General features: G+C 35.0%; 15 protein-coding genes. 7 read left to right on the forward strand and 8 right to left on the reverse strand.

What is annotated here, in order from left to right; translation table 11 throughout:
* Window positions 1–6: 6 nt before the first annotated feature.
* Together QNH69_RS00080 and QNH69_RS00085 are read right to left on the reverse strand one after the other, a co-directional pair.
* On the reverse strand, window positions 7–3,789 hold the full coding sequence (locus QNH69_RS00080; RefSeq protein ID WP_282928621.1) for a DNA-directed RNA polymerase subunit beta: 3,783 nt from the start codon (window positions 3,787–3,789) through the stop codon (window positions 7–9).
* A 134-nt stretch (window positions 3,790–3,923) separates the two neighbouring features.
* On the reverse strand, window positions 3,924–4,430 hold the full coding sequence (locus tag QNH69_RS00085) for a nitroreductase family protein (protein WP_282928622.1): 507 nt from the start codon (window positions 4,428–4,430) through the stop codon (window positions 3,924–3,926).
* Between the two features lie 132 nt (window positions 4,431–4,562).
* On the opposite strand from QNH69_RS00085, the gene QNH69_RS00090 reads away from it, so the two are divergent.
* Genes QNH69_RS00090 through QNH69_RS00105 form a run of 4 tightly spaced genes read left to right on the forward strand, consistent with a single transcriptional unit; the run spans window position 4,563 to window position 7,695 of the window.
* Window positions 4,563–5,258: a hypothetical protein gene (locus QNH69_RS00090; protein ID WP_282928623.1), complete on the forward strand. Its 696-nt coding sequence runs from the start codon at window positions 4,563–4,565 to the stop codon at window positions 5,256–5,258.
* A gap of 19 nt (window positions 5,259–5,277) precedes the next feature.
* On the forward strand, window positions 5,278–7,176 hold the full coding sequence (locus QNH69_RS00095) for a fructose-bisphosphatase class III (RefSeq protein WP_282928624.1): 1,899 nt from the start codon (window positions 5,278–5,280) through the stop codon (window positions 7,174–7,176).
* 8 nt (window positions 7,177–7,184) lie between these two features.
* Entirely contained in the window at window positions 7,185–7,433 is a 249-nt protein-coding gene (locus QNH69_RS00100) for a hypothetical protein (protein WP_282928625.1), read from the forward strand.
* 16 nt (window positions 7,434–7,449) lie between these two features.
* Complete coding sequence (locus QNH69_RS00105; protein ID WP_282928626.1) at window positions 7,450–7,695, forward strand: hypothetical protein; 246 nt, start codon at window positions 7,450–7,452, stop codon at window positions 7,693–7,695.
* A gap of 43 nt (window positions 7,696–7,738) precedes the next feature.
* Here QNH69_RS00105 and QNH69_RS00110 read toward each other — a convergent pair whose 3' ends face one another.
* From QNH69_RS00110 to QNH69_RS00125, 4 genes are all read right to left on the reverse strand, one after another.
* A complete protein-coding gene (locus tag QNH69_RS00110) occupies window positions 7,739–8,260 on the reverse strand; it encodes a peptidylprolyl isomerase (RefSeq protein ID WP_282928627.1) in 522 nt (173 codons plus the stop codon).
* Window positions 8,261–8,272: 12 nt separating this feature from the next.
* Window positions 8,273–9,025, reverse strand: a complete 753-nt coding sequence (locus tag QNH69_RS00115; protein WP_282928628.1) for a hypothetical protein — start codon at window positions 9,023–9,025, stop codon at window positions 8,273–8,275.
* A gap of 81 nt (window positions 9,026–9,106) precedes the next feature.
* Window positions 9,107–10,504, reverse strand: coding sequence for a phosphatidylserine/phosphatidylglycerophosphate/cardiolipin synthase family protein (locus tag QNH69_RS00120; protein WP_044567684.1), 1,398 nt, complete (start codon window positions 10,502–10,504; stop codon window positions 9,107–9,109).
* Window positions 10,505–10,607: 103 nt separating this feature from the next.
* Complete coding sequence (locus QNH69_RS00125; protein ID WP_282928629.1) at window positions 10,608–11,462, reverse strand: SH3 domain-containing protein; 855 nt, start codon at window positions 11,460–11,462, stop codon at window positions 10,608–10,610.
* Between the two features lie 400 nt (window positions 11,463–11,862).
* Here QNH69_RS00125 and QNH69_RS00130 point away from each other — a divergent pair, with 400 nt between their 5' ends.
* Genes QNH69_RS00130 through QNH69_RS00140 form a run of 3 tightly spaced genes read left to right on the forward strand, consistent with a single transcriptional unit; the run spans window position 11,863 to window position 15,217 of the window.
* The gene (locus tag QNH69_RS00130) at window positions 11,863–12,918 is read left to right on the forward strand and encodes a D-alanine--D-alanine ligase family protein (protein ID WP_282928630.1); all 1,056 of its coding nucleotides are present in this window, start codon (window positions 11,863–11,865) and stop codon (window positions 12,916–12,918) included.
* Window positions 12,896–14,275: a UDP-N-acetylmuramoyl-tripeptide--D-alanyl-D-alanine ligase gene (gene murF, locus QNH69_RS00135; protein ID WP_282928631.1), complete on the forward strand. Its 1,380-nt coding sequence runs from the start codon at window positions 12,896–12,898 to the stop codon at window positions 14,273–14,275. Before QNH69_RS00130 ends, murF begins: the two co-directional genes overlap by 23 nt.
* Before the next feature lie 9 nt (window positions 14,276–14,284).
* Window positions 14,285–15,217, forward strand: a complete 933-nt coding sequence (locus QNH69_RS00140; protein ID WP_044567675.1) for a 1-phosphofructokinase family hexose kinase — start codon at window positions 14,285–14,287, stop codon at window positions 15,215–15,217.
* 52 nt (window positions 15,218–15,269) lie between these two features.
* On the opposite strand, the gene udp is transcribed toward QNH69_RS00140, so the two are convergent.
* Both udp and QNH69_RS00150 read right to left on the reverse strand, forming a co-directional pair.
* The gene (gene udp / locus QNH69_RS00145; protein WP_282928632.1) at window positions 15,270–16,046 is read right to left on the reverse strand and encodes a uridine phosphorylase; all 777 of its coding nucleotides are present in this window, start codon (window positions 16,044–16,046) and stop codon (window positions 15,270–15,272) included.
* A gap of 8 nt (window positions 16,047–16,054) precedes the next feature.
* Window positions 16,055–16,501, reverse strand: coding sequence for a deaminase (locus QNH69_RS00150; protein ID WP_282928633.1), 447 nt, complete (start codon window positions 16,499–16,501; stop codon window positions 16,055–16,057).
* Window positions 16,502–16,515 lie beyond the last annotated feature (14 nt).

Here is a 16,515-nt window from a genome sequence, read left to right on the forward strand (position 1 = left end):
ATCTCCCTATTCTATTTCCTCAATACTAAATCCTTCGTTTTCAGAATCTTCATATAAATTTTCAAATTCTTTTTTTATTAATAAGTCATCTGAAGATTCAAGGTTTTCTTCATCGCTGGCTTTTACAGTATCTTCATTTGCTACTTTTTCAGCGTTTTGACTTAATAATTTACTTTGGGATTTAATCTTTGATGCATCTATTTTATCAACTTGACTGAACCTATCTTGTTCGTCAACATTTTCTTTTATTTCTATAACTGATCCATCATTATCAAGCAATTCAACATCCAAGGCTAGTGATTGTAGTTCTTTTACTAGTACTTTGAATGATTCTGGTGTGCCTGGTTCTGGTATATTTTCACCTTTTACTATGGCTTCGTAAGTTTTGACACGGCCTGTAACGTCGTCTGATTTAACAGTTAGGATTTCTTGTAGGGTGTGGCTTGCACCATAAGCTTCTAGGGCCCACACTTCCATTTCACCAAATCTTTGACCACCAAATTGTGCCTTACCACCAAGAGGTTGTTGGGTTACAAGTGAGTATGGTCCAATTGACCTAGCGTGGATCTTCTCTTCAACCATGTGGTGAAGTTTCAGCATGTACATGACACCTACAGTTACAGGATTTTCAAAGGCTTCTCCTGTACGACCATCACGAAGTTCGATTTTGCCTGTTTTGTTGATGTATGGAGCCTTAAGTGCTGCTTCTTCAAGAGCATCTTCTATTTCTGTATCCATTGCCCCATCAAATACTGGTGTTGCAACTTTCCAGCCCATAGTTCTTGCAGCAAGACCCATGTGAACTTCTAGTACTTGTCCAAGGTTCATACGACTTGGAATACCTAGTGGGTTTAGGCAGATTTGTACTGGTGTACCATCTGGTAAGAAAGGCATATCTTCTCTTGGCAATATACGAGAAACGACACCCTTGTTACCATGGCGACCGCACATCTTATCCCCTACCATGATCTTACGTTTGGTTGCTACATAAACTCTTATTACTTTGTTAACACCTGGAGATAGTTCGTCTCCATCTTTTTTGTCATATTCTTTTACATCTACGACAATACCTTGTTCACCATGTGGTACTTTAAGACTGGTATCGCGTACTTCACGAGCCTTTTCTCCAAAGATTGCACGTAGTAGTCTTTCTTCTGGTGAAAGTTCTGTTTCACCTTTTGGTGATACCTTACCAACTAGGATGTCTCCAGATGTTACTTCAGCTCCGATTCTTATAACCCCGTTTTCATCAAGATTTTTCTTCATATCGTCGCCAACATTTGGTATATCTTTGGTAATTTCTTCTGCACCAAGTTTTGTCTCACGAGCTTCACATTCGTGTTCTTCTATGTGAACTGAGGTTAGGACATCGTCGATTACAAGCTCTTCGTTAAGAAGCATAGCATCTTCGAAGTTGTAACCTTCCCATGTTGTAAAGGCTATTAGTATATTTTTACCAAGGGCAAGTTCACCATTTTCTGTTGATGGACCATCTGCAAGGATTTCATTTGCTTCAACGTGGTCATCAAGTTTTACTATTGGTCTTTGGTTGATTGTTGTACCTTGATTTGCTCTTTCAAATTTTAATAGATTGTATGTTTCTATCTCTCCATCGCTGTCTCTTTTGACTTTGATAGTTTGATCACCTACATAAACAACTTTTCCTGCATTTCTTGAAACCACACAAACACCAGAGTCTTTTGCAGCTCTATGTTCTATACCAGTTGCTATAATTGGAGCTTCTGATTTTAGTAGTGGTACTGCCTGACGTTGCATGTTGGCACCCATGAGGGCACGAGTAGAGTCGTCATTTTCCAAGAATGGAATCAGTGATGCTCCTACCGATACGATCTGTTGAGGAGAAACGTCCATGTATTGGATTTTTTCTCTAGGGTAAATATCATTTTCACCATTTAAACCACGGCCTGATACTCTCTCGTTTATAAATCTATCTTCATCATCAAGTGGTTCGTTGGCTTGGGCTATGATATATGAGTCTTCTATATCTGCTGTTAAGTAGTCTATCTCATCTGTTACATAGCCACCTTCTTTTACAATCCTATATGGTGTTTCTATGAAACCATATTTGTTGATTCTAGCATAGGTTGTAAGAGATGTGATAAGACCGATGTTTGGTCCTTCTGGGGTCTCTATTGGACAAATCCTACCATAGTGGGAATCGTGAACGTCACGCACTTCAACACCTGCACGGTCTCTTGACAAACCACCTGGTCCAAGAGCTGATAGTCTTCTTTTGTGAGTTAGCTCACTCATTGGATTTGTTTGGTCCATAAATTGTGAAAGTTGTGATGAACCAAAGAATTCTTTTATAACTGCTGTAACAGGTTTGATATTTATAAGTCCTTGTGGTGTTGCTAAATCTGGATCTTGGGTTGTCATTCTCTCACGAACAACTCTTTCCATACGAGCAAGACCTACTCTAAATTGGTTTTGAAGTAATTCACCAACACCACGAACCCTACGGTTTCCTAAGTGGTCGATGTCATCAACTTCACCTATACCTTCAAATAGGTTGAATTGGTAGTTTACTATAGCAAGTAGATCGCTACGAGTAATATTCTTTGGTGATAATTCTTTCTTTCTCTTAGTCATCATGTCAAGAATTTCTTCATTATCACTTGCACTATCAATTATTTCTCTCATAACTGGATAGTAAACTTTTTCTGAGAATTCATCTACGTCATAGTCTACATCTGAAAGTTCTTCAAAAGAATTTATATCAACAAAGTGATTGCCAACTATTCTTAAAATTTGGTCTTCACCATCGTTATTTAATTTTTTGATATCTACTGAATTAATACCAGAATTTTCAATTGCTATAGCAGTAGCTCTGTCGATAATTTCGCCTTCTTTGATGAATACTTCTCCAGTTTCACCATCGATTACATCACTAGCTGCAATTCTTCCTTCAATTCTTGGCCACAAAGCAAGTTTTAGGTTGTATTTGTACCTACCTACTTTTGCCAAATCATATCTTCTATCATCAAACAATAGGTTGTTTATGAGAGTTTGGGAAGATTCTAAACTTGCAGGATCTCCCGGCTTTAATTTTTTATATATTTCGATTAGCGCTTCTTCGCTAGTTTCAGAATTCTCTTTTTCTAAGGTTGTTCTAAGATGAGGAGTATCGCCAAGGGCTCTTATAATCTCATCATCACTTTCAAATAATAGGGCACGAACTAAAGTTGTTGCTGGAAGTTTTCTTGTTCTATCAAGACGAACATTTACAGTATGGCTAGCATCTGTATCAAATTCTATCCAGGCACCCCTATTTGGTATAACAGTTGAAGAATAAAGCTTATCACCTGATTTGTCAGTTTCTTCTGCATAATAAACACTAGGGCTTCTAACAAGTTGGCTAACTATTACCCTTTCAGCTCCGTTTATTACAAAAGTTGCTGAATCTGTCATCATTGGGAAATCTCCCATGAAAACTTCTTGTTCCTTAACTTCTTCTGTTTCCTTATTAATAAGTCTAGCTTTAACCTTCAAATCTCTTGAATAAGTTGTATCCTTATACTTTGATTCTTGGATAGAATATTTTGTTTCATCATCAAATTCATATCCAACAAATTCAAGAATAAGATTGCCATTGTAGTCCTCTATTGGAGATATATCCTCTAGGATTTCTCCAAGACCTTCTTTAAGGAACCAGTCATAGGAATCTTTCTGAACTTTTAGCAAATTAGGTAAATCTAAGACTTGAGGGAATTTAGAAAAACTCACACGCTCAGTTTTTCCAAAATACTCTTTGTGATATTGGGCCATTAATTAAAACTCCTTCACTATAAAAACACAATAAAAACACAAAAGGCTAAGAAAATTAGCCTTTATGAATGAATAAAATCTATCTGATTAGATTTCTAGCAATGCTTAATTATACCATCTAATCTTGGCGTTTGTCAAATATAATTTGTAATTATATTATGGTCTTTACCCTTAAGCTCATCCTCGCTATGGCCTACTATAATACCGCTAACTGGATAGTAACCCTCATCTAGCTTGAGCTTATCTATGTATTTGGCGTCTTTGCCTAAGTTATTGACCAGACCTCTGATATAGCAAGAACCAAGATTTAGACTTGTTGCAGCAAGGGCAATATTTTCCAGAACACAACCTGCATCCTCGTATTTGGAAGTATTGTCTTTGTTAGATGAAAAAATTATAAAGACTGGAGCATTATAAAGAGCATCACTTTCCTTGCCAGTAAATTCTTTGTATTCCTCGCTAATCTCTTTTATTAAAGACCTATCTTCTATAACCGTAAGCCTTGATGCATCGTACTGGCCCATGGCAATTGGGGCTTTGTTTGCAGCATCAAGGAGTATTTTTATATCCTCCTCACTTATTTTTTCATCTGTGAACTTTCTTGTAGAAACACGTTTACTTAATACATCATAAAAATCCATAAATACCTCACTTTACTATTACTATACAAACAAGATCTAGCTTTTCGAGTATAAATTTTAATTATACCACAAATTAATATTTTTACTCTAAATAATTCCTATTTATGTTATAATAAAAGTAACGGAGGACTTATGAAAGAATTAGTTAAATTATTTTCTACTATTACCGGTATTTTTAGATCGGTAGTTACAATTGTTTTTTTGCTAGCCATAGCTTTTGTAGCCCTAGTTGATGTCAACCTTCTGATGGCTGCAGTTGATATAGCAGGATTTCCTAATATAGCAAAAGGACTTATAAAAGCAATATTAATCGGGATTTTTGCGCTTAGTTTTATAATTAATGTCATAATCACAAGACACATCTTTAAGGCAGGGACCACCGGCAAATACCACATATCAAACCTATGCTTCGCCCTTATTTTTATAATAATCGACGCCTTCATATTTGTAATGTTAAGAGATACAAAGACAATCCTTATTTACATTATTATGGCCCTAAACGCACTAATTGTTATAAATTCAATCTTGGGACTTATTGCAAAATCAAGGGGAGCTTACGAAGATGAGCATATCCTAGAAGAAGATGTCAAACCTAAAGAATATATTGAGTTTGAAAATAAAAATGACGTAGTAAAAGCAAATAACGATAAAATAAAAATTGACGATACAAGCAAAGTGAAGACAAGTGACTCTAACTACCAACTTTTGGAAAAAGATAAAAAGATGGTTTATGAAAGCAGTCCAAAAACAAATAAAGACCAGGGGCAAACAGTACGAATAGCAAAGAAGAAAGAAAAGAAAGAAAATAATGTAGGAGAAGAACAATAAAATAAAAAAGGATATAGAAATGGATGAAAGTTATTACAAATTATTAAAAGAGAACTACAATTCAAAAAGAGAAGTAAGAAACGAACTAATTTCCCTTAGTTCAAAACTATACCTACCAAAAGGAACTGAGTATTTTTTCTCTGACATCCACGGTGAGGCAAGTGCATTTTTGCAACTATTAAAGTCTGCATCAGGCAATATCAGGGAAAAAACATCCATAAACTTTGGCGATACCTTGCTTAAAGAAGAACAAGATAGGCTGACCGAACTTGTTTATAATCCAAAAGAAGTCTTGCACGAATTGGAATTAAAAAACGAGCTTACAGAAGATTTCCTAACTATCAATATCCACAGGCTCATAAGCTTATTTAGATTTGTATCGACCAAGTACGCCAAAGACTATGTAAAGGAAAAATTCGGTGACTTATTCTCACCGATAGTAGATGAGTTGCTCTATACCAACGATTCCGAATACAACAAGAAAACCTACTATGATAAACTCGTAGAAAATGTTGTAAAGTATGGGGCCGGTAAAGATTTTATTATACTAATTTCAACTTTTATCCAAAGAATTAGCGTCGACAAACTACATGTTGTTGGTGATATATTTGATAGAGGACCTGCTCCTCAGGTCATTATAGATGAACTTATAGGGTTCCCAAATATTGATATTCAATGGGGCAACCATGACATAGAATGGATGGGGGCAGTTTGTGGCAATAAGGCTCTAACAGCTGCCTGCCTTGCAAATGCCATCCAATACAGCAACTTTGATATGCTAGAAGATGGTTATGGGATAAATCTTAGACCTTTGTATGAATTTGCCATGACAACATACGGCGATGATCCAGCTGAGATCTTTATGCCAAGGGTTTTTGACAAAAACTTATATGACAATATAAACGATGAAGTTGCTGCAAAAATGTTTAAGGCAATTTCTATAATAAGATACAAACTTGACGGCAAACTCCTAGAAAGAAATCCAGAATTTAAGATGGATGATAGGAATTTCCTAAGGCATATTGACTACAAAAATATGACCTACAAAGGAGTTCCTCTAAAAGATACAAACCTACCTACAGTAGATCCAGATGATCCTCTAAAGCTCACACCTGAAGAAGAATGTGTAATATCTGTCCTACAAAAAGATTTCAAAAGAAGTGTGAAATTAAACAAGCATATCAAGTTCTTATACGAAAACGGCAGCCTATATAAAGTCGAGAATGGTTCTTTATTATTCCACGGTTGTATTCCACTAAAAGAAGATGGAACTTTCACAGAAATCGAAATAAAGGGCAAAAAATACTGGGGCAAGAGCCTTATGGATAAGCTTGAAGAAATCACTCGCGATGCTTATTACAAAAATGATGACTACTCCATAGACTTTATCTGGTATCTATTTAACGGCAAATACTCCCCTATCTTTGGCAAATCTCAATTTTCATATTTTGAAAATTTATTTGTAGATGACAAGAAATTAAGAGAAGAAGTCTACAACCCATATTTCTCACTTTGCAATAAGGAAGAAATTGTGGATATGATCTTGGACGAATTTGAAGTCAAAAGCGATAGAAGAAGGATCATTAATGGTCACGTACCTGTAAAAACCAAAAAAGGTGACAGCCCTGTAAAGGCAAAGGGCAAGCTATATGTCATAGACGGTGGCATATCCAAACCTTACCAAGCAAAAACTGGCATAGCTGGCTATACCTTAGTCTTTAACTCCCATGCAGTCTCCCTTGCAGAACACAGCAATTACGAGTCGATAACAGATGGAGCTAGCTCTTATAAGCCAAATATCAGAGAAGTTGAAGTCCTTCATCCAAGGATGCTAATCAAAGATACTGACGAAGGCAAAACAATTCAGGAAAGAATCAAGGTCCTAGAAAAACTATTAGAAAAATACGATAATCTATAGGAGATAAAATGGATTTTAAAAAGTCACGAACAATAACACTAATACTAGCACTTGTGGGTCTTGCTTTGGTAATAAGGGACTTTGTATTATATCATGGTCAAATGAGAGCCTTATTCTATGTTGGTTGGATACTTCTCTTAGGAGCATATATCATAGATCACAAATATAAAAGGTGCCCACACTGTGATAGCTACCTTAAAGAAAGTCCTAATGAAAATTCCTACTGCCCAAACTGTGGCAAGAAAATTTTTGATTGATAAATGAGGAGTAATTATGGACATAAAAAAGGCCAGTAAAATAAACCTTGGATTGGGATTAGTTGGACTTGTCATACTGGTATATGACTTTTTAACAAATGGAAGACTCTCAATTTATTCAATAATAGTTTTCCTTATACTCTTCATTATTACGCTTATTATTGAAAAGAAATTTTTCAATTGCCCGTATTGTAATCATCATATCAAAAGAGATGACTTTTTTAGGAAAACTTGCAGAAATTGCGGCAAAGAAATTGATTAACAAAAAGACGTTGGTATAACATCATCCACCAACGTCTTTTAAATTACATTTTTTCTACTTCTGGGTACTCTTCACCGAAAGTATCAACGGTAACTTTTTTCATTTTTTGTTCTTCTTTTGGTCTATCTGACCTATCTGTTACAGTTTCTGCAATTCTATCAACTACTTCCATACCTTCGATCACTTTGCCAAATGCAGCATAGTCACCATCTAGGTGTGGACTATCCTTATGCATGATAAAAAATTGGCTACCGGCAGAGTTAGGCATTATAGACCTTGCCATTGATAAAACTCCAGCGCTATGTTTCAGATTATTTTCGAAACCATTTGAGCTAAATTCGCCTTTGATAGAATATCCTGGACCACCCATTCCTGTTCCCTCTGGGTCTCCACCTTGGATCATAAATCCTTTTATTACTCTATGGAAGATTATTCCATCATAAAATCCTTGATTAACTAAGGATATGAAGTTGTTTACTGTATTTGGGGCAATTTCTGGATAAAGTTCAGCTTTTATTATATCGCCATTTTCCATTTCAATTGTTAGTATCGGATTATTTTGCATATTATTTCTCCTTTAATTATCAAAGTCTAGGTCAGAAAATATGATAGATCCTGGGTTAAAACCTGTGTATTCAGAAATACCATCGTCAAGTTCTATGCGTTTTTTCTCATAGATTTTTCTTTGACTTATACTTTCTGCTACTTGGTTAAACTTAGCTATATCAAAATCTTTAATAATTTCATCTGCCTTGAACTTTTCTTTGAATGAATAATTGTTTTTAATAGTAAATTTGTTCTTGGATGAGTTGTATTTGATAGTAGTTCCATTTATGTCTTCAAGTAGAACAAAGTGGTCATCTTTCTTGTTAAGAGTTGATTTGTTGATTAGAGATGCTATGAGCTTTTCGTCATAGTCATTTTCTTTGATATCTTTTAGATATTCTATTAGGTAATCTTCTAATTTTTTGCTTTCATTGTTATATTCATTTTTTATTTCAGCTTGGAAATTTTCACTAAGTTCTTCAAAATGATCTTCGTCCAGTTTGTAGATATTAAACAATCTTAGTATTTCGTAGTCTAAGCTTAGAGCTGTAATAGAATCTAGATTTTCTACAGTCTTCTTGCCATTATAAGCTACAATTTTCCTACCTTCTGTATCTACATATACTTCGCGATTTTTATAGTGAAATTTTATCCTAGAACCCTTGTATTCAGCTGTATACAAATCTAGAATAAGGCTAATATCTGTTTCGTCATCAGCTAGTAATTTATTAATTTTTGCATTATCGACTAAATCTCTTAAATAGTAATTAATATCTTGAGACATTCAAAATCCCCCTAATTTTTCATCACTTTGTAACTATTATACTATATATTTGTAAAATCATTGTAAAATCTTTTTTTATTATTAGAATAAGAATCTAAAAGGAAATAATAGAATGACCAATAGTAGAGATATCACTTTCTTAGCTGGGCTAGCTTTTTCATAGGCTTTGCCTGTTGAATTTATGATTTGTCCATCCTTTTTTACAATGCTAGCATCATCTTGGTAATAAGCAAAATCTTTTTTTATAAGCTTGTTAAAGTCTTTTCCATTTATTACTAACATTAGTTCCGTATCAATGTAAACCGACCTCATATCCCAATTAAAACTACCCACAGCTGCAAGATCATCATCAATTGTAAAAGCCTTGCCGTGGTATGAGTTTTCCTTAGAATTCAAAAGTATATTTACACCGAGCGTTTTAAATTTCCTTTTATTGATTAACAAGTCTCCAGTTCCTATCAAATTAGCATTGTTAGCAGCAGAATTGGTAAATAAACTTGTATCAGCGTTATCGGCTATTTGTTCGATTGTTTCATACATTTTTCTATCAGCTATAAAATATGGGCTGTGGATAGTAACATTATCCTTTGCATTTAGCATAAGTTTGCTTATTTCATAAAAAGCCTCTGGCTCCTTGCTATAAAAATCTATAGGGTTTGTTATAAGACTTGCCTTATTAATCTTTACCGCCTTGTCTTTGTAGTTTATTTTTTCGAAATTTCCTGGATTTTGATTTTTATTAGCCTCATATATATGAATTAGTTCCTTTATCAAAGCATCATTGTGCCTATTACTTGCAAATATTGCCACCTGATCTAAATCTTGTCCTTTATTATAAACACTGTAAAAATAATCTGTAAGTTCACTTAATACATCCTTATCTCCAGCTTTTTCCATGTATAATAAAACATCCCAATCATAGCTTTGTTTTTTGTCAGAAATTAAAAATCTATCTTCTAGATTTCTCCCTCCCAAAAATAGAATTTCATCATCCACTATCATGTACTTATCATGCATTCTGCCATTCAAAGACCGTGGTTTTAAGATTCTTATGGGATTATAAATCTTTATATTCACATTATCAAAGCTAGCTAGTGCCTTGTAGTAATTGTTTTTGCCAGCATTGACCCAAAGACTGTTACCATCTAGAATGATGTCTATATCTACTCCTCTTTTAGCAGCTTCTATTAGGCTTGCCATATAGAGCTTGCCAGACTCATCTGACCTTAACCTATATGAGCCTATTATTAACTTATCCTTGGCATTATCAATAGCCCTTATGCGCTCAATTCTAGCCTGGTCATTGTCTCTTATGGGGTAAGCATAGGCAATGGAACTATCATTTTGATAAAATTTACCTATATCAAAGTCTTTTTTATATCCTTCTGATACATCCTTTCGCCATACAAACGGGATAGATGACCCTATTATTATGTATAGGATTATTATTAATATTATCCCGAGTAATTTTTTTCTCATAATTCCTCATTTCTATTTACTATAACTTTACTTTTAATAAATGAAGAAACAAAAAAATCTCCAAACCTATAGGCTTAGAGATTCTAAATTACTTATTTAATTATTAATACCAACCATTAGCTGCCCAGAATTGTTGAGCTGCTTCCCATGATCCGTATCTTTGTGCAACATAGTTATCAGCTGCTGCTTCTTGTTCAGCTGGTGATGCGCCATAGTGAACTAGTGATGGGTTTAATTGGTATCTACCGTAGTAACCACCGTTTGGATTGTAAGCTGTGTATGAACCGTTAGATTCTCTTTGAGCTATCCATTCTTTTGCCCAGCTTGATGATCCTTGGTATGATTGTTGAGATTGTTGTGTTTGTTGTGCTGGTTGTTGGTAAGTTTGTGTTGTTTCTACATATTCATATGTTTGTTTTGGTTGGATAGCTGCTACATTATTATTTGCTTTATTTGTTGTAGCTTGTGTAGCGTATTTGTTTTCGTTAGCTTTTCTAAATGTTTCTAGTAGGTTGTTGTAAACATAACCTTCTTTGTCATTTACTTTTACTTTTACATAACCATTTTCAGCAACTTCTGTAACTTCTACTAGAGTTCCAGCAGGAAGTACGCTGATAACTTCAGAGTCTATTGTTGGTTTGTTTCTAAAGTTTGTATCTGTAATAATCTTATCTTCATCTAATATATGGAAGAATCTTTTTGCTACATATGCATCTTTACCCTCATAATCTATGTGTAGCCAATCGCCCTCATTAGATTTTATTTGGTATGCTTTTTCTCCATTTGAGATAAGTCCTAATACATTATCTCCCATTTTTGCTTCGCTTCTAACATTTACTGCACTTGCTAGTTCTTTGTCGATAATAACCTTAGCTGCATCTGCATCTTTTGCAGAAAATCCAATTACACTTGGTACTATTAGTGCTGCTGCTAGGGCATACTTTTTAAAATTAAACATTGATATATATATTCCTTTCATAGTCATAATTGACTTACTCTTCTTAATTTTCTTATTTTGTAATAATGGTTACAAAATATTAACAGAATGTTTTTTACAAGAGCTATTATACAGGCTAATTGTGTAGAAATTATGTAGCCATTAGAAAAATGTGGATATTTTGTAAGCTTTTTATGTATTATTGTTATTTCAACGTTTCCACGCAAAGTGCTTTTTAGATTTTATCATTCATTTAGGCAGAAACTATTAATTTTTACTATAATTCATTATTTTCGACAAAATATTCTTGTAACTAGTCAATACGGTAATTGTTACAAATTGTCTATTTTAGGCTAATTATTTGCCCAGTTTTCTTCTATGTAGTAAAATTTTATATATTAAAGAAGAAAGTGAGATTTATATGATTAATGTCTATTTGCTTTTTGGAGGTCCATCAAGCGAGCACGATATTTCTTTACGAAGTGCCCTAAATATTAGTAAAAACTTAGATAAAAACAAATACAAGCTAAAACTTGTCTACATTGATAAGAAAGGACATTTTTCCGAATGCTTTTCTTATATAGATACTAATGATGAGTTTTCCTTAGTAAAAGAAACAAATGATAACAAAGCTTTTAGCATAGGGGCTTTCCTCCTAGAATTAAAAGAAAATGATCCTGCAAATACTGTAATAATTCCTGCTATCCACGGAACATACGGTGAAGACGGTACTATCCAAGGATTTTTGGATTGCATAGGCTACCCTTATATAGGAAATGGTCTCCTATCTTCTGCTATATGCATGGATAAGGTTACAAGTAATGATATTTTTTACAAAAATGGATTTAACCAAGCCAAATATCTTTACACTTATAAAGAAGGTCTCAATAATGATTTTTTGGAAAAATGTATCAAAGAAATTGGCTTTCCTTTAATTGTTAAGCCATCTGCCAACGGATCTTCTGTCGGCGTAAGCAAGGTTACAAATAAGGATGAGCTAGAAAAAGCAATAAAGCTCGCCTTAGAATATGACGAAAAGGCCTTAGTTGAAGAGCTTATAGAAGGCCAAGAGATAGAAATTGCTGTCATTGCCAATGGGGATAGCATTGACGCATCAAAGCCTGCAGCCTACCTTACAAATCACACTTTCCTAGATTATGATGCCAAATATTTTGACAAGGAAACTGTCGAACAACTTCCATATAAAATGGATAGTGATGATCAAACACGAGCCATTGAATTTGCCAAAAAATGTTATACAGCAGCCGGTTGCCAAGGTTTTGCTAGGGTAGATATCTTTTATAGTAAGGATAAAAACCTATATATAAATGAAATCAACACCTTCCCTGGCTTTACACCTACTTCATTTTTTGCAAGACTTTGTATGCTTATGTATGATGAAAGCTTTTCTCTTATCCTTGATAGGCTAATTGAAGATGGATTAAGGAGATATGATGATAAAAAGAAGACTAGATGAAATTGCTGCCATGGTCGGTGGAGTTCTTTCTGATCCTGACAAAAAAGACCTTATTATAGAAGGAGTTTCCACAGATTCTAGAACTATTGACGAAAATAACTTGTACATCCCTCTGGTTGGAGAAGTTTTTGATGGCAGAATCTTCATCAAGGAATGTGAAGAAAAGGGCGCAAGTGCTTTTTTGATAGATGAGGATTTTAAATTAAATAAAAATATTACTATTCCTTACATAATAGTAGAAGATACCAAAAAAGCCTTAAGAGACTTAGCCAAGGCTTATAGGGACCAGCTTGATATAAAAATCGTTGCTATAACAGGTTCTAATGGCAAGACAAGTACCAAAGACATCCTAGCCCAAGTACTTGCTGAAAAGTACAAAGTTCAAAAGACTATAGGAAACCTAAACAATGACATAGGAGTTCCAAAAACTTTGCTTGAGCTAAATGAAGATACAGAAATTGGTGTAATAGAGCTTGGCACTGACAATTTTGGAGACATATCTCTTACAACAAATCTAGTTTCGCCAGATATTGCAGGCATCCTAAATATAGGCGATAGCCACTTACTTAACTTAAAATCTAAAGAAGGCATAGCAAAGGCAAAGATGGAAATAACAGAAGCCCTAAAAAAAGATGGGGTTTTCATATATAATATAGATGATGAAACTTTAAGAAAAGAAGTTCCAAATTATAAGCTAGACGTAAGAGTTCTTACTTTTGGTATGGATGATAGTGCAGACTACAAGATTGAAAAAATATCATCTAGCTACCAAGGCATAGAGTTTAGACACGATAGTGATATCTTCTCCTTAAAACTTGTTGGAGACCACCAAATCTATAATGCTGGATTTGCAGCTATGGTAGCTTCATTATTGGGACTAAGTACTGAAGAAATCCAAAAAGGATTTAGAAAATGCCAATCATCAAAAAATAGGGCCGAGCTCATAGAATTAGATGGTTTTGATATCCTAGATGATGCTTATAAGTCAAATCCCCAAGCCCTACTAACTGGACTTGATATGACCTATATGCTAAATGGCTACAGCAAAAAAATTGTTGTTTTAGCCGATATGCTTGAACTAGGTGATGATGAAGAAAGTTTACACTTTGAAATAGGAGAAAAAATCAATCCAAACCAAATAGACTACTGCCTATTCTATGGTCCCCTATCCAAACATATGTACGAAGGAGCCTTGCAAAATTTCCCAAAATCCAGAGCCTTTTATTTTGAAGATAAGGAAGATATTTGTAACAAGCTAAAACAATTGATAAGCAAATCAACCCTGGTCTTTGTAAAAGGATCTCACGGTATGCATATGGAAGAAATAATCGAGTGCATCAGAAATCTAAATATATAAGGAGCGACTATGATTTATACTGTAACCCTAAACCCATCAATTGATCTTTTTGTAGAACTTGATGAGCTAACTATGGGTCAAAGAAACAACATATTAGCGGAAAGAACCCTACCAGGTGGAAAAGCCCTAAATGTATCTAGAGTCCTATCTGCCCTTAGAATTCCAACTGTTGCCACTGGTTTTGTCGGTGGTTACCAAGGTGAATTCATCAAACAATGGCTTAGAAACGAAGATATTACCGCTGACTTTGTCGAAACTGAGGCAGAGAACCGTACCAATATCAAAATTTTTAAAAACAAGGAAGAAACTGTAATCAACTATCCTGGTAAGAGAATATCAGCAAAGGAACTAGACGAGCTTCTTTACTACCTATCTAGGGTTAGAGAGGGAGATGTGCTAATCTTTGGTGGTTCTGTACCTCCAATGGAAGAAAGCCAAAGTAGAGACATCTACGATAGACTTGTATCAGTAGCAACATCAAATAAGGCCAAATTTGTTGCAGACGTGCCAAGCCAATATTTGATGAATGTTGTTAAGGCAAAACCTGCTCTAGTAAAACCAAACGGCGAAGATATAGAAAGAATTTTCGGTGTAGAAATCGCAGATAGAAATGATTATATACCTTATGGCAAAAAGCTTAGAGAAATGGGAGCGGAGAATGTAATCATCTCCTACGGAGCCCAAGGCTCTATGCTATTTACCGGAGATAAGGTCTATGGATCAAATGAGATAGACGATGGTAGAGAGATCATAAATACAACAGCTTGTAGAGATTCTATGATTGCTGGTTTCTTGGGATCCAAGGTAAAAGATGGCAGCCCAGTAGAAGCCTACAAGATGTCAATTGCTGCCGCATCTGCTACAGCCCGTGTCCTAGACTTGCCAACTCACGATGAAATTATAGGCATGCTAGATTACGTTAATATCGAAGAAATAGAATAAATTAAAAATTGCCCCTAAGCTTAACTTTGTGCGAAGCTTAGGGGCAATTTTGCTAGGATTTTCTCTTATCTTTTTCTATTAATTTTCTCAAGGCTTCAATGCCTACTTTGATAGCCATTTCTGTGTCGTGGACTACTGGATTTTCTAGGCCCTGTTTTTCTCTTTCTTGGTTTGCCACTACTAAAAAGCAGGATCCTGCTCTAACTCTTAGGTAGTTTGCTACTGTAAAAAGGGCAGCAGATTCCATCTCACTTGCAAGAGTTCCCATTTTCACCCAGGCATTCCACTTATTTTCTAGTTCATAGGAAATAGGCATTTTGTCTGGTTCATGTTGGCCATAGAAGCTATCCTTGCATTGAACTACTCCAACATGACTAGTTAGATTTAATGAATTAGCAGCATCTTTTAGTGCACTTGTCACTTCAAAATTACTTACTGCTGGAAATTCTATTGGGGCGTATTCGCGGCTGGTACCCTCTGCTCTTATTGCTGCATTGGCTATTACTACATCTCCACTTTTTACATCTGTTTGCATGCCACCACAGGTTCCTACCCTGATAAAGGTATGAGCTCCTGATTTGACCAACTCTTCCATAGCTATGGCAGCTGATGGTCCACCTATTCCTGTTGATGTTACAGAAACTTTTTCTCCATCAAGATAGCCTGTATAGGTCACATATTCACGTCTATCAGCAACTAACTTTGGATTGTCAAAATGTGCCGCAATTTTTTCACATCTTTTTGGATCTCCTGGCAATATTACATACTTGCCAATCATATCTTCATTTACACCCACATGATATTGGGTGTTATCTTCGCTATAATGCATAGTCTCTCCTAATCTAAATCTGGCAGTTCAATCTTTTCATAGCTTATATTATTGCGCTCTAGAAGCTCTATTGCATATTCATCTACCCTATAGGCTTCTCTATAGTAAATCTTTTTTATTCCTGCTTGGATCAAGCTTTTTGTACAGTTTAGGCATGGGAAATGAGTAACATAAGCCTTGCAACCTTTTACTGAAATACCTTCCTTGGCACAATACAAAAGTGCGTTCATTTCAGCATGGATGGTTGCTATACAGTGGCCATCTCGCATGGTATGGCCTATCTCATCACAATGAGGATTGCCTTTGATAGAGCCATTGTAACCAGTAGTTACTATCCTATTGTCCTCGTTTACTATCACACAACCTACATAAGCCCTATCACAAGTGCCACGTTCTGACACTGTGATAGCTAGGTTCATAAAATATTCATCCCAAGTTAATCGATCTTTTGCCATAAAGTTCTCCTTAA

The sequence above is a fragment of the Anaerococcus sp. Marseille-Q7828 genome (assembly GCF_949769285.1).
In the GTDB taxonomy this organism is placed as follows: Bacteria; Bacillota; Clostridia; order Tissierellales; family Peptoniphilaceae; genus Anaerococcus.

Coding starts and splice junctions, on each gene's coding strand:
- QNH69_RS00080 (WP_282928621.1), bottom strand. CDS start 3,789: ATGGCCCAATATCACAAAGAGTATTTTGGAAAAACTGAGCGTGTGAGT.
- QNH69_RS00085 (WP_282928622.1), bottom strand. CDS start 4,430: ATGGATTTTTATGATGTATTAAGTAAACGTGTTTCTACAAGAAAGTTC.
- QNH69_RS00090 (WP_282928623.1), top strand. CDS start 4,563: ATGAAAGAATTAGTTAAATTATTTTCTACTATTACCGGTATTTTTAGA.
- QNH69_RS00095 (WP_282928624.1), top strand. CDS start 5,278: ATGGATGAAAGTTATTACAAATTATTAAAAGAGAACTACAATTCAAAA.
- QNH69_RS00100 (WP_282928625.1), top strand. CDS start 7,185: ATGGATTTTAAAAAGTCACGAACAATAACACTAATACTAGCACTTGTG.
- QNH69_RS00105 (WP_282928626.1), top strand. CDS start 7,450: ATGGACATAAAAAAGGCCAGTAAAATAAACCTTGGATTGGGATTAGTT.
- QNH69_RS00110 (WP_282928627.1), bottom strand. CDS start 8,260: ATGCAAAATAATCCGATACTAACAATTGAAATGGAAAATGGCGATATA.
- QNH69_RS00115 (WP_282928628.1), bottom strand. CDS start 9,025: ATGTCTCAAGATATTAATTACTATTTAAGAGATTTAGTCGATAATGCA.
- QNH69_RS00120 (WP_044567684.1), bottom strand. CDS start 10,504: ATGAGAAAAAAATTACTCGGGATAATATTAATAATAATCCTATACATA.
- QNH69_RS00125 (WP_282928629.1), bottom strand. CDS start 11,462: ATGTTTAATTTTAAAAAGTATGCCCTAGCAGCAGCACTAATAGTACCA.
- QNH69_RS00130 (WP_282928630.1), top strand. CDS start 11,863: ATGATTAATGTCTATTTGCTTTTTGGAGGTCCATCAAGCGAGCACGAT.
- murF (WP_282928631.1), top strand. CDS start 12,896: ATGATAAAAAGAAGACTAGATGAAATTGCTGCCATGGTCGGTGGAGTT.
- QNH69_RS00140 (WP_044567675.1), top strand. CDS start 14,285: ATGATTTATACTGTAACCCTAAACCCATCAATTGATCTTTTTGTAGAA.
- udp (WP_282928632.1), bottom strand. CDS start 16,046: ATGCATTATAGCGAAGATAACACCCAATATCATGTGGGTGTAAATGAA.
- QNH69_RS00150 (WP_282928633.1), bottom strand. CDS start 16,501: ATGGCAAAAGATCGATTAACTTGGGATGAATATTTTATGAACCTAGCT.